The sequence below is a fragment of the Sphingobacterium phlebotomi genome (assembly GCF_008180195.1).
Taxonomy (GTDB): domain Bacteria; phylum Bacteroidota; class Bacteroidia; order Sphingobacteriales; family Sphingobacteriaceae; genus Sphingobacterium; species Sphingobacterium phlebotomi.
The window spans coordinates 95,008-108,016 of sequence record NZ_VTAV01000013.1 but is presented as its reverse complement, the minus strand read 5'-3'; the positions used below and the strand labels follow the sequence as shown (position 1 = coordinate 108,016).

General features: G+C 40.5%; 10 protein-coding genes. 6 read left to right on the top strand and 4 right to left on the bottom strand.

Features of this window, described 5'->3' with window-relative positions:
• From FXV77_RS16395 to FXV77_RS16385, 3 genes are all read left to right on the top strand, one after another.
• Nucleotides 1-1,581 carry a calcineurin-like phosphoesterase C-terminal domain-containing protein gene (locus FXV77_RS16395; protein WP_148920322.1) on the top strand — a complete coding sequence of 527 codons (1,581 nt, stop codon included), beginning with the start codon at nt 1-3 and terminating at the stop codon, nt 1,579-1,581.
• Nucleotides 1,582-1,614: 33 nt separating this feature from the next.
• On the top strand, nt 1,615-4,605 hold the full coding sequence (locus FXV77_RS16390; protein WP_148920321.1) for a glycosyl hydrolase: 2,991 nt from the start codon (nt 1,615-1,617) through the stop codon (nt 4,603-4,605).
• Nucleotides 4,606-4,704: 99 nt separating this feature from the next.
• Nucleotides 4,705-5,532 carry an endonuclease/exonuclease/phosphatase family protein gene (locus FXV77_RS16385; RefSeq protein WP_187444162.1) on the top strand — a complete coding sequence of 276 codons (828 nt, stop codon included), beginning with the start codon at nt 4,705-4,707 and terminating at the stop codon, nt 5,530-5,532.
• Nucleotides 5,533-5,561: 29 nt separating this feature from the next.
• Here FXV77_RS16385 and FXV77_RS16380 read toward each other — a convergent pair whose 3' ends face one another.
• Together FXV77_RS16380 and FXV77_RS16375 are read right to left on the bottom strand one after the other, a co-directional pair.
• On the bottom strand, nt 5,562-6,503 hold the full coding sequence (locus tag FXV77_RS16380; protein ID WP_148920319.1) for a YihY/virulence factor BrkB family protein: 942 nt from the start codon (nt 6,501-6,503) through the stop codon (nt 5,562-5,564).
• Nucleotides 6,504-6,515: 12 nt separating this feature from the next.
• Nucleotides 6,516-8,276: an AMP-dependent synthetase/ligase gene (locus FXV77_RS16375; protein ID WP_148920318.1), complete on the bottom strand. Its 1,761-nt coding sequence runs from the start codon at nt 8,274-8,276 to the stop codon at nt 6,516-6,518.
• A 173-nt stretch (nt 8,277-8,449) separates the two neighbouring features.
• Here FXV77_RS16375 and FXV77_RS16370 point away from each other — a divergent pair, with 173 nt between their 5' ends.
• Nucleotides 8,450-8,989, top strand: a complete 540-nt coding sequence (locus FXV77_RS16370; protein ID WP_148920317.1) for a hypothetical protein — start codon at nt 8,450-8,452, stop codon at nt 8,987-8,989.
• Between the two features lie 25 nt (nt 8,990-9,014).
• On the opposite strand, the gene FXV77_RS16365 is transcribed toward FXV77_RS16370, so the two are convergent.
• Entirely contained in the window at nt 9,015-10,760 is a 1,746-nt protein-coding gene (locus FXV77_RS16365) for a M61 family metallopeptidase (RefSeq protein WP_148920316.1), read from the bottom strand.
• A 111-nt stretch (nt 10,761-10,871) separates the two neighbouring features.
• On the opposite strand from FXV77_RS16365, the gene FXV77_RS16360 reads away from it, so the two are divergent.
• Together FXV77_RS16360 and FXV77_RS16355 are read left to right on the top strand one after the other, a co-directional pair.
• Nucleotides 10,872-11,735, top strand: a complete 864-nt coding sequence (locus FXV77_RS16360) for an N-acetylglucosamine kinase (protein WP_148920315.1) — start codon at nt 10,872-10,874, stop codon at nt 11,733-11,735.
• A 19-nt stretch (nt 11,736-11,754) separates the two neighbouring features.
• Complete coding sequence (locus FXV77_RS16355; protein ID WP_148920314.1) at nt 11,755-12,270, top strand: glutathione peroxidase; 516 nt, start codon at nt 11,755-11,757, stop codon at nt 12,268-12,270.
• Here FXV77_RS16355 and FXV77_RS16350 read toward each other — a convergent pair.
• Entirely contained in the window at nt 12,257-12,853 is a 597-nt protein-coding gene (locus tag FXV77_RS16350) for a thymidine kinase (protein WP_148920313.1), read from the bottom strand. The genes FXV77_RS16355 and FXV77_RS16350 overlap by 14 nt on opposite strands.
• Nucleotides 12,854-13,009 lie beyond the last annotated feature (156 nt).

The window sequence follows — 13,009 nt, the reverse complement described above, 5'->3', positions numbered from 1 at the left end:
ATGAAGAGCATATTTGTAAATGTGAGAGGTCTATTTGTCTTCCACTTTATCTTAGCCTTTTTGATCCTCGGCTGTTCGAAAAACAACGGAAGTGGGGACAATGGACCGGGTAATGGAAAAGGTGATGATGAACCCGACCTACCCCAGGTGGAATTGGTTAACGGAAATAATGTGTATGGTTATATTTTGGATGAGGCCAATAACCCTATCGCAAATGTGGTTGTTACAGATGGATATACGGTAGTAAAAACGGACAACAAAGGTGTATATCAATTTAAAAAAGATAATAACGCTAAATTTGTACATTACTCTACACCGGCTGAATATGAAATTGCAGTGGAATCGTCCAACAGAAAAGCACCTTTATTCTATAAAACGTTGAACACGTCTAATAATCCTCAACAGCATAATTTTACGTTAAACAAAAGAACAACAGTAGATAAGAATTTTGTTTTGTTTGGATTGGGCGATCCGCAGGTCGCTAGTCAAGCAGAGGTAGGAAGGTTTACAGAAGAAACGCTAATAGATGTCACAACAGAGTTAGCAACGATTTCGCAACCGGTCATTGGAATATCTTTGGGCGATGTGGTGGCGGATAATGCTAGCCTATTGAATACGATGAAAATAAGACTGGGATCGACAGCAATGCCGGTCTTTACCACTATTGGTAATCACGATAAATTTTCCAGTGGTACTGTAAAAACAAATGAGGTGTTTGAGAATGTATTTGGTCCTACGAACTATTCATTCAGCATGGGCGATGTACACTTTGTCTGTCTGGACAATGTGGTTTTTTCGAATACTTCGGATTATAGTATGGGAATAAGTCAAGAACAGATTCATTGGATGGAGCAAGATTTAAGTCATGTTCCTAAAGATAAAATGTTAATTGTGTATTACCATATGCCATTGAGAGGAACCAATTTTTCTACCAGAACACAGTTTTTTAATCTGATTAAAGATTTTAAGACCGTGCATTTAATGAGTGGTCACACCCATTACGCAGAAAATTATATTCATAGCGTTTCGGGCAAGGAAATATATGAGCACGTACATGCGGCAACTTGTGGGGCTTGGTGGAAATCGACTATTAACGGTGATGGTACGCCGAATGGTTATATGATTTTTCAAATCGAAGGTACGACTATTAAGGATTGGATTTATAAACCCACAAAACTGCCGCGAGATTTTCAATTTAGACTACATTGGGGTGATATGTCGTTTGGGGGACAATATGGTTATTTTACTTATGGACAGCCAGGAAATACATTAATCGCTAATGTCTGGAATGCCGATCCGGCTTGGAAAGTTGAGGTGTATATGGATGGTGCCAAGCTGGGTGATATGACTTTAACGACAAGTAGCCCGTTAAATCAAGATGCGTGGTCTAAAGGTTATCATTTAGGTGTATTGAATAGAAATCCAAGTAACTATAGTACAACCACAAGACATCTATACACGTATAGGATTGATAATCCTAATAGTACCTTGAGGGTCGTGGTGACGGATCGATTTGGCAGAACTTATGAACAAAATCATGTAGACATCGTTACCGAGTTGAGCTCGGCAGCGGGTTACTAATATGAGCTATAAACACTAAATAAAGTTATTTTCATGAACAGAAGAACGTTTATTTCATCGACTGCGCTGTTAGCTGTATCCAAAAAAATATTTTCGCAGGGTTTGACCTTTCCGGAACCAGATCCCTTGCTTGATTATTATCAAGGATTTAGTAATCCGGCTGATGAAAATAAAGCGGGGTGTTATTGGTGGTGGCTTAATGGTTTGATAGATAAGGAAGGTATTGAGCGAGATTTGACGGAATTCAAGGACAAAGGAATCATGGATATTTTATTGGTGAATTCTGCCGGGTCGAATATGCCAGTAGGTGTTCAGTTTCTTTCTGATGAATGGCGGGAGCTTTTTTGCTATGCATTACGCCGAGCGAAAAGCCTAAATATAAAAATTGGTGTTAACCTGTGCTCAGGATGGGCAATGGGTGGCCCTTGGATTACGCCTGATATAGCAGGAAGATGGTACTTACAATCTGAACTCAAAGTCTCGGGACCAACCAAGTTTCATGACAGACTTCCGTTACCGGGAAATCGGGTAGGTTACAACAACTTGCACAATGCACCTGGATACAAGAATTATATCGATCTTCCTCTACACGAGCTGGATTATAGGGATACTGCAGTCGTTGCCTTTCCGTACAGAGGAAATGAGAAAATTCTAGATGAAGAAAGACTAGATAATATTACAACTCGTGCAAACAGAGCAGATGCGAGTCATGGGCTCAAGGCAGATGAATTGATGGAAACGGTAACGATTCCCTTGGAAAGTTTACCGACGGATGGAGCAGTATCTAAAGATAGTGTTATTGATCTTACGCAATACTTTTCAGCTGATGGTACATTAAATTGGGATGTACCTGAAGGTGATTGGATGATCATTAGAACCGGTCATCGCATGACCGGTTCCAGATTATCTATAGCGCAGCCCGAAGCTGACGGGCTTTCCGTGGGATGGTTGAATGGTGAAGGCGTAATTAAGCAATTTGAACATTTGGGGAAGATTCTGCTGGAAGATGCAAAAAAAGAGGACTTCAATCTCCATTTTTTTGCGGACGACAGTTTTGAGGACGGTTTCCCGAATTGGACAGACCAGATTATAGCGAAATTTATCCATTACAGAGGCTACGATCCTGCACCGTATTTACCGGCACTTGGAGGTTACATTGTTGATACGTTGGATGTGACTGGGAGGTTCTTGTTAGATTACCGTAAAACAGTTGCAGATTGTATGGCTGATGGTCATTACAAGAAGTTTGCGGAATTATGTCATGAGAATGGTTTGTTAGTTCAGAATGAATCGGCGGGGCCAAGTCGATCAGCCTCTATGTCGATGGATGGGATGAAGAATCTGGGTCGCAGTGATCTGCCGACGGGAGAATTTTGGTTAGGAATTAAGCATGATGAACCAGACGGTCTTTCTGAGAACCTATCTTATTGGACAAGAAGACTGGACGATGGTTATAATAAAGTTTGTAAGATGGTGGCTTCTGCGGCCCATATTTATGGTAAACCTCTCGCTTCGGCGGAATCCTTTACCACCTATCGTCATTGGAAGGACTCCCCAGCAACATTGAAGCAATCTACCGACCGAGCTTTTTGTGAAGGAATAAATCGGATATTAATCCATACTTCTACGGCTACTAGACCGCAGGATGGAAAACCTGGGTACGAATATTACGCCGGTACCCATTTTAATCCCAATGTAACCTGGTGGGAATACGCTGCTGATTTCCTCAATTATATTGCCCGATGCCAGTATTTACTCCGGAAAGGAAAATTTATTGCGGACGCCCTTTATTACAATGGAGATACTATTCCCAATGTTGTCGGCGTAAAAGGTTCGGTCAAACAACTCGGGGAAGGGTATGATTATGATGCTTGTAATGAAGAGGTTCTGTTGACAAGATTAAAAGTAAAGGATGGATTGTTAACCTTACCAGACGGCATGCAGTATAGTGTGTTGATTTTGCCGGACGATGAAAGTATGCCAGAAGCTGTATTAAGGAAGGTTCAAGGTTTGGTAAAAGAGGGAGCGATTGTTGTCGGAAAACCACCGACAAAAGATTCTGGACTTTTGAATTTTCCGGCGTCGGATAAGCATATTCAACAGATTGTTTTGGATGTCTGGGGAAAATGTGATGGCCATACCGTTCTGATGAACCGATATGGCAGCGGTAGGGTATATTGGGGGAAGACTGCTCATGAAGTTTTGAACGATATACGTATTACGCCGGATTTTGTATCAGATTTGGGATCTGATACAATTGATTTTATTCATCGGAAGGACGACGTGGCTGATATTTACTTTGTTTCGAATAGACTTAATAAAGAAGTAAAATCTGTATGTACATTTCGGATGAGTGGGCGTAACCCCGAAATATGGCATCCCGTGAAAGGCGAACGAATCCGAGATATCGCTTTTAAAGACATCGACAACCATACGGAAATTTCGTTGAAATTTGCACCGTTCGAATCCTTTTTTATCTTGTTCCCTAAAAAAATACAAAAACGAAACACATTAAGTGCTCTTCCTGATTATTTAAAGGATGTGCAGGTTTTAAAAGAGATTTCAGGCTCTTGGACGGTAGACTTTGATAAAGAATGGGGAGGACCGGAAACAATAACATTTGATCAACTGCAGGACTGGAGCCAACATGCATTAGATAGTATCAAATATTATTCGGGAAAAGCAATTTATCAGAAAGATTTTCAGGTGGATAAGCAAATGACGTCGTATACGAAGTTATTCATCAACCTTGGCGTCGTGAAGGAAATTGCTTCGGTAAGATTAAATGGAAAAGATCTGGGGGTGATATGGACTTCTCCTTGGAGGGTAGACATTACCCACGCAGTTAAGTTAGGTGCTAACCGATTGGAAATTGCTGTAATCAATTTATGGCCGAATAGACTTATTGGCGATATAGGGCTACAATCGTCTGAACGGTTGACCCGTACGAATATCTCATTTGAAAAGGATCAAAAATTATTGCCCTCGGGCTTGCTTGGCCCTGTGAATATTGAAGTAATATAAATTTTTGTATTATTGTAAATAAGAGATCAACTTAAACTTACTATGCAAAATAGACTTCCAATTTTTTTATTAACCGTTTTTTTCGTTGCTTGTATAAATGTGACGACGATAGCCCAACAGAAAGTTAAAATTTTATCCTACAATGTGCTGTATGGTTTGCAAAAGGATTCTGTTGAGAATATCGAACGATATAAGCAACTGATTAAAGATTTGCAACCCGATATCGTTGCTACGCAGGAAATGAACGGCTGGACTCAAAAAGCATTGGAAGAGCTTGCCAAGGATTATGACCATCCGTATGCACTGCAATCAAAAGAAACAGGATTTCCGGTGGCGCTAACATCGAAGACGCCCATGGTGAACTTTAAGAAAGTAACGGAAAATATGTGGCACGCCTATATCTACGCCAAAGTGAATGGGATCCATATTTTTGTTATTCATTTCTCACCTTTCAGCTATCAAAAACGTTTGGAGGAGGTGACCAACATTATTGCGCAGGCCGCTGAGATACCAGTTGATGAACCGATATTGATCATGGGTGATTTTAATTCCATGGCGGAATCGGATCGCGAACATTATGGAGACAACCTTGCGAAAGGAATGAAAAAAAGTGAGGAAAAACATGCTCATATCCGTAATTTGAATAATGGGCAAATTGATTATTCTGTTTTGAACAAGCTCAAAGATGCTGGATTTAAGGATTCGTACAGATTGTTGAACAAAGATTTTGCTAGCAGTATGCCTACTTTCAAAGATGGTAACGGAAACATCAAGCAGACGCAGTCAGGAACCCCGAAACGTATAGACTTTTTGTGGTGCAATGATGTGGCAGCTAAGCGGGTGACAACCAGCACGGTATTGAAGAACGCACAAACACATTATATCTCCGATCATTACCCGGTATATGTAGAACTGGCGGTTGAATAACCATTTTCCATCCTTCGAGTTCGTGGTTTTTATTCCACCTCTTTTACTTCTACGCGAACTGCGTACGAATTAGGTCTTACGCCTCGTCCGTATTTAATGGCGTAATGTTTGGTGAACTCGGCTCCGAAATACAAAATGGCCGCAGAATAATAGACGAAGCTCAGCAAGATTATAATCGAACCGGCTGCTCCAAAGGAGCTTGCGGTAACATTGGAAGATAAATACCAGGAAATAAGCGATTTTCCCAATAGAAAGAGTAAAGCCGTGAAAATCGCGCCCCATAATACATCTCGGAAGCGCGTCTTCGCATCGGGAAGAAAAGCAAAGACACAAGCAAATAAGGTCGCGATAATTAAAAACGATACGCCGGTATTAATTAAGCCGATCATCTGCAGGTTGATGTTCGGAATATATTCACTTAAAAAATCACCCACTTTGCCCATCAACAGTCCGATCACACTACTAAGGATAAGAGAGACCATGAGGAGAAATCCCAAACCTAAAATCATAGAAAAAGAAAGAAGACGATCTATTATGACTTTAAGCCAGCCCTTTTTAGGTTTTGCCTTGATTTGCCAAATTTCGTTAATGGAGTTTTGAATATCCACGAAGATCGTTGTGGAAGAAAAAATAAGGGTACCGATACCGATATAGAGACCGATGCTATTTTTACTCTCTAACGATATTTTTTGGATGGCGGAGTCGAGCATACCAGCAATATCGGGGCCGAACAGCTCATTTAGCTCCGTCATAATTTCATCTCGAGCACCGTTTGGTCCCTCCATCTGGCTACCATAAAAGAAACCCAGTGCCCAAATTAGAATCAAAATCAAAGGACCGATAGAAAATACGGTATAGTAAGCTAAAGAAGCACTTTTTTTAAAACATTTGTCATTGAGGAAACCATTCACTGTGTCGAATAAAAGTAGTCCAAATCCTTTTAGTTTTTGCCAAAGCGTTTCTTTTTCCATGCGTGTGATTTTTTAATGTTCGTATAGTCGGTTGATTATATCTTCCGTATTTTTTAGAATAATTTTTCGTTTCAGACTCAGCTTAGGTGTTAGTTCGCCGTTGTCGATGGTCCATTCTGTGGGAAGCAGCTCAAACTTTTTCACTTTTTCCCATTGTCCAAAGCCAGTATTCAAACGGTCAATTTCTCGCTGGTATTTTTCGATGACCCGTGAATCCTTAACGACCTCTTCTTTCGAAACAAAAGGTATGTTTTTATGTTTGCACCATTTTTCCAATTCCTCGAAAGCGGGTACAATTAGTGCTGCAGGGAAACGCTGATTTTCACCAATGACCATGACTTGTGCAATCAGGGTAGACTCCATTAGTTTGTTTTCTATTGCCTGTGGTGCGACATACTTGCCACCTGCAGTCTTAAACATTTCTTTTTTTCGGTCAGTGATTTTGAGGAAACCATCAGATGTAACCTCGCCAATGTCGCCGGTATGCAAATAACCTTCTTCATCAATTACCTCACGGGTAGCCTCTTCATTTTTATAGTATCCGGGACTAATGCTTGGTCCCTTAACAAGGATCTCTCCGTCGTCTGCAATTTTTACGTCCAGATTCTTCAACACCCGCCCTACGGTACCAAATTTAACGTCGGTATCAACAGGAGAGTTGACGGCTATAACGGGGGATGTTTCTGTTAAGCCATAACCTTCTAATACTTTAATGTCCGCAGCCCAAAAAATGCGACCCAATCGTTCTTGAAGAGCAGCCCCACCGGATACAATTAATTTGATGTTACCACCCAGGGCATCTCGCCATTTGGAGAAAATTAGTTTACGTGCTATCGCCAGCTTCAGATTATAGAAGAAGCCGTTTTTTGGAGGTTCTTGATATTTATGTCCAAGGTCTACTGCCCAAAAAAACAAAGCTTTTTTTATGCCAGTTAGCGCTTTCCCTTTTTCGATTATTTTATCATACACCTTTTCTAACACCCGAGGCACCGTTGTAAAAATCTGAGGTTTGACATCGTTGATATCGGCGACGATATTATCAAGATTCTCTGCATAATGAATTTGGATGCCCTTGGAAAGGTAGATGTAAACTACCATCCGCTCAAAAATATGGCATAGCGGCAAAAAACTCAGCGCCTTCGTTATATCTTCTGGAACCAGATGTTGACAAGCTACTACATTGCTGATAATGTTTTTATGTGTCAGGAGTACGCCTTTCGGTTTTCCGGTTGTGCCGGAAGTATAAATGAGTGTAAGCAAATCATCGCCTTGTACAGCATCCTTATAAGGTTGCAAGTCCATATTTTGTGGTGCACCCAGATCGATGAGCTCTTGGTAACATGGTTTGCCCGGCACATCGTCGAAGGTGTATATTTCCATGGACAATTGTTGTTCTTGTATAGCTTGTTCTGCTTTATGGGTCAATTCAGCATTACTCGCAAAGAGCAGTTTTACTTCTGCATTATGGAGGATATAAGAGAGGTCCTGAGCCGATAGCGTTGGATACAGTGGAACGATAGCAATTCCAAGTTGGTTACAAGCGAAGTCTACAATATTCCATTCAGGACGGTTTCCAGACATCAACGCCACCTTATCACCCTTTTTTAATCCTTTGGAAAGCAACGCTTTGCTCAAATTGTTGGTGAGTGTTATAAAGCGCTCGCGAGGGTAAAGCTGCCATTCACCGTCCTTTTTTCCCGCAACCATACAGGTATTGGCGTTTGCGGATGTATATCCGTCTAGAATATCAAACAATCTATTTAGCTGACTCATATATCGCTCCTGTTACGAGGTTTACAATCTGTTTTTCCTACACTAATATAACGTTTTATCAATAAAAATGTTAGTATTGATACAAATATATGATAGAATGATAACAGAATTTAACTTTTGAACGTTTAAATAAAGTATTACTTTTGATCTACGTAAAACTTAGTATAATATTCATGAAGAAAGCAAATTGGCTGTTATTGACATTAGGGATTGTTTTATTTTCATTTGATACATCATGGGCGCAATTGAATAGCCAGCATGCTGTGGGTGGACGTTTTGGAAGTGCCACCGGCTTTAGTTACCGTTATACGTTGGCGGATGATCGGGCTGTAGAGGGACTCCTCAGCGTACAAAGCAATTCCAAATATAGACGTTTCCGTTTAGGTGGGCTTTATCAATATCATCGGCCGTTAGCGGAAAATTTCACTTGGTTCTATGGTTTTGGGGGAAGTATAGGTAGTTTTAAATATAAGGAGATTGTCACACAAACCCAGCATACGGACGAGGATGGTAAAACATGGGTCAACACAGAACGAACTAATCCTAGTTCAGAATTGGCGTTAAGTATAGACGGAATTATAGGGATAGAATACAACATCCCCACGACGCCATTATCTATTTCGGTTGACGTTAAACCCTATTTCGAGTTTCTACAGGAAAGCAGTATTAGGCTGTTTGACCCGTTTGGGTTGACGATTCGATATAAATTTTAGCTGTAGAGACATCAGATGGATGTCTCTACAGATATTTTGATACGGAAAGCCAGATCTCCGCTATTTTCTTTTCTATAGATGTTGCTTCTGGCTTTTCTCGAATACACCATTGCTGTTTGGTTGAGGGGCGAATTGGGGCATGGATAGTACGTATTAAACCGTCTCTGGAAATCAGGACGTCAACGATTTCGTCTATTTGACCATTTTGTAGTATAAACTCCAGTTCTTTGCCGGCGGTATCTAATCTGTTTCCGTTGATGGCAATAAGTTCATCGTCCACATTTAAACCTGCATCCCAAGCACCTGAGCCACGTTCTACATTTTTAATGAATGTTCGCCCGTCTTGGGTTGCTATTTTTATCCCCAAAGATAATTCTTGTCTGTCGCGATTTAAATCGATCAATTCGTATCCCACGCGATTGAAATACAGATTGTAGTCAAGTTCCTCCGTACTATGTGCGGCTTCAAATATCGCAGAAAGATTTACACCGGTTACATTTTCTGCCAACGTCTGAAATTCTTTCTCATAGAAGCCCCTATTCTCTTGTTTGTAAAAAGAACGATAGGCAGCTCGAAGCACATCATCTAGTCGTTTTGTACCTTGTGTTTCCGTGAGAATATAAAGATCTAATGCGACAGCGAGCATGGCGCCTTTATTGTAATAGGATATACTCGTATTTGCGGAATTTTCATCGGGTCGATACTGTTTTATCCAGGCATCAAAACTCGCTAAAGCTGCGGATTGGATGCGATAACCCGGACGATTGTACACTTGGTTGAAATCGTTGGCGAGCATATCGAGGTATTCTTGTACGGAGAAGAAGCCGCATCGCCGGATGACGAGATTGTCGTAGTACGATGTGAATCCCTCCATTATCCAAAGACCTGTAGTATAGTTCTCTTCATCATAGTTGAAAGGACCTAGCTCTTTCGGTCGAAGTCTTTTGACATTCCAAAGATGAAAATATTCGTGCGCGATGAGACACAGAAAGTTTTTATAGGCATTAGGCACTTGGTAAGCATTTCGGCTAGCACCCAACACGGTAGAATTGAGGTGTTCCAGACCACCACCCCCTGTTTGATAGTTGTGTGTAATAAAAACATAATTTATATTCGGATTTTCTCCCCATATAGCGGTCTCTTCTTTTATGATTTTTGTTATATCAGATGTTAATTGTTGCTTGTCGTAATTTCCACTACCGACCATGGCGAACTCATGTTGGACACCTGCTGCTTCGAAATACCAGATATCTTGATTTCCGATTTCGATAGGAGAGTCGTACAACACATCAAAATTTTCAGCATAAAAAGTGTGCTCATCGTTTGCTGTTTTTGGCAAGCCTGTTGAAATATGGTGCCATTTTTCCGGAAGGATAACTTGTACAGTACAGGAGAGGTCGATACGATTTTTTATATACATAAAGGTAGCCGACGGACTAAGAAATGCACGATCTACATTGATCATATTTGTTCTCACGGATATCTCGAAGCCGTATACCCGATATCGTATTTTGGTATGAAGGGGTGGATCTTGTATACGCCATGTATTTTTAGAAATCTTCATGCAATGGATACGATCTGTCCCTGCAAAAGCTTCGACAACCTCAACATGGCGCTCATATTCGCGAATCAAATAGGATCCTGGTGTCCACACGGGCATCCCGATATCTAACGTTGTTTCGGTGAAATCAGTGATGTCCATTTCGATTTCTACGTAGTGTGCCTGAGGTTCTGTAAATGAAATGGTAAAGCGTATGCGAGGGTCTGACATAATCTGTTGATTTTATCGCAAAGCTACATAGATTGAAGCAAGCTTCAAAAGTATTTTATACACGAAAAATTGTTATCTTTGGAATGCACAATGTAAATTTAAACATCATATATGATTTTAGTTGCAGATAGTGGTTCTTCCAGTTCTGATTGGATGCTTAATTTGCCAGATAGCGCTCCTTTATCTTTTCGTACAAAAGGATTGAATCCATTTTTTGTAAATGAGAAAGAAATTGCCCGTGTGATGCAGGAGGTGCCGGAAATATTGCCCTATGCTAGCGAGATTCATGAAGTTTATTTTTTTGGAGCAGGGTGTGTTACACCTGATAGACGAGAGATTGTTTCCAATGCGCTTACAGAAATTTTTCCAACGGCATTCATTTCTGTTGAAAGCGATATGCTAGGGTGCGCTTATGCTACTTGTGGACATAGTAAAGGGTATGTTTGTACGATAGGCACGGGATCGGATATCGGTTATTATGACGGTGAAGAATTGCATCCGAGTGTACATGGAGTAGGGTATGTGCTAGGCGATGAAGGATCGGGAGCTTGGTTGGGGAAAAGGCTTATTGTTGATTTTCTTTACGAGAAGATGCCCAAAGACCTTAGTAAAAAATTTGCAGAGAAATATCGTGTTAATAAAGATATCGTCATTAAGAATGTTTACCAGAAGGACCGCCCAAATGCTTATTTGGCATCGTTTGTGGAATTCATGGCCGAAAATAGATTGCACCCCTATATTGACACATTGTTGAAAAATGGGTTTGACGAATTTATCCGCACACACGTGATTACATATCCAGACTTTTGGGAGTATAAAGTGAATTTTGTCGGACGTATAGCCTACTATTTTGATTTACAATTACGGGAAGTCTGTGAGGTACTGGGTGTCCGTGTTGGTACAATTTTAGGTAATCCGATAGAACAATTATTCCATTTTGTTGTTGAAAGAGAAACGAAATTGATCATTAAGTAAAGTGTAAAAAAAGATAACAATGAATATAATAGCGAGCATAATGTTGTGGGCTTCAGTGATGTCGCCGGCAACGTCGATTTATGATTTCAGTTTCACGTCAATTGATGGCAAAGAGGTCAAGATGTCGGATTTTAGAGGTAAAAATATATTGATTGTCAATACCGCTTCAAAATGTGGCTTCACGAAGCAATATAAAGATTTACAGGCTTTGCACGAACGGTACGGTAATAACTTGGTTATCCTTGGTTTTCCATCTGATAACTTCGGTGGACAGGAACTCGACAGCAATGCGGAAATCCAAGATTTTTGTGAGAGAAATTATGGGGTTACCTTTTTGTTGTCCGAAAAAATAAATGTAAAAGGCGAAAATATCAATCCGCTGTTTAAGTTTTTGACTACGGAGGAAAATCCCGATTTTACCGGGGATATCAACTGGAATTTTGAGAAGTTTTTAATCAATAAAGAGGGGAAGTTGGCACATCGTTATCGTTCTCGTACAAATCCGATGGACAAAGCGATTGTCAGCAATTTATAGGTTTGTCCGATAAACCAAAATAACAAGCGCGACAACGGGGCTCATAGCTGTCTTTCTCACCTAAAAGTATGCGATTTTCACTTGCTGCTATTCGGTGGGAATAGGTTGCGGGTGCACCACATCGAACACAGACAGCATGTACTTTCGTAACATGTTCGGCCATAGCCATGAGGGCGGGAATCGGTCCAAAAGGAAGCCCCTTGTAATCCATATCCAATCCGGCGACGATGACACGAACACCTTTATTGGCCAGCTGCACACAAACGTGGGGAAGTTCATCGTCGAAAAATTGTGCTTCATCGATACCAACTACCTTTGTTTCTGCACTTAATAGCAAAATTGCGGAGGAGTTTGGGATCGATGTGGAAGGAATACTGTTGCTATCGTGCGACACAATCGCTTGATCAGCGTAGCGAATGTCTATTGCTGGTTTAAAAATCTCGATGGGTAACTTAGCAAATTGCGCTCTTTTCATCCGCCGGATGAGTTCTTCTGTTTTACCGGAAAACATCGAGCCACAAATGACTTCGATACTGCCTGCCTGTCTATTCTTTTGTATAAAATTATGTTCGGAAAATAGCATGGGATTCTTTAAATTATTCTTCCCTATAATCTGTGCTAATATCGAAATTATATCTTAAATTTGAGTGTTCTATATCAGAACAAAGTATCTATCAATGTATTCTGTTATCGATGGAGGGCAGGAATGTATTGTTGAAAAAGACATTAAAGCAGATAA

What these genes read in the sequence shown, in the direction of transcription:
- FXV77_RS16350 (WP_148920313.1), bottom strand. Translation starts at nt 12,853, where the DNA reads ATGCTATTTTCCGAACATAATTTTATACAAAAGAATAGACAGGCAGGC.
- FXV77_RS16370 (WP_148920317.1), top strand. Translation starts at nt 8,450, where the DNA reads ATGAAGAAAGCAAATTGGCTGTTATTGACATTAGGGATTGTTTTATTT.
- FXV77_RS16380 (WP_148920319.1), bottom strand. Translation starts at nt 6,503, where the DNA reads ATGGAAAAAGAAACGCTTTGGCAAAAACTAAAAGGATTTGGACTACTT.
- FXV77_RS16365 (WP_148920316.1), bottom strand. Translation starts at nt 10,760, where the DNA reads ATGTCAGACCCTCGCATACGCTTTACCATTTCATTTACAGAACCTCAG.
- FXV77_RS16375 (WP_148920318.1), bottom strand. Translation starts at nt 8,276, where the DNA reads ATGAGTCAGCTAAATAGATTGTTTGATATTCTAGACGGATATACATCC.
- FXV77_RS16355 (WP_148920314.1), top strand. Translation starts at nt 11,755, where the DNA reads ATGAATATAATAGCGAGCATAATGTTGTGGGCTTCAGTGATGTCGCCG.
- FXV77_RS16360 (WP_148920315.1), top strand. Translation starts at nt 10,872, where the DNA reads ATGATTTTAGTTGCAGATAGTGGTTCTTCCAGTTCTGATTGGATGCTT.
- FXV77_RS16390 (WP_148920321.1), top strand. Translation starts at nt 1,615, where the DNA reads ATGAACAGAAGAACGTTTATTTCATCGACTGCGCTGTTAGCTGTATCC.
- FXV77_RS16395 (WP_148920322.1), top strand. Translation starts at nt 1, where the DNA reads ATGAAGAGCATATTTGTAAATGTGAGAGGTCTATTTGTCTTCCACTTT.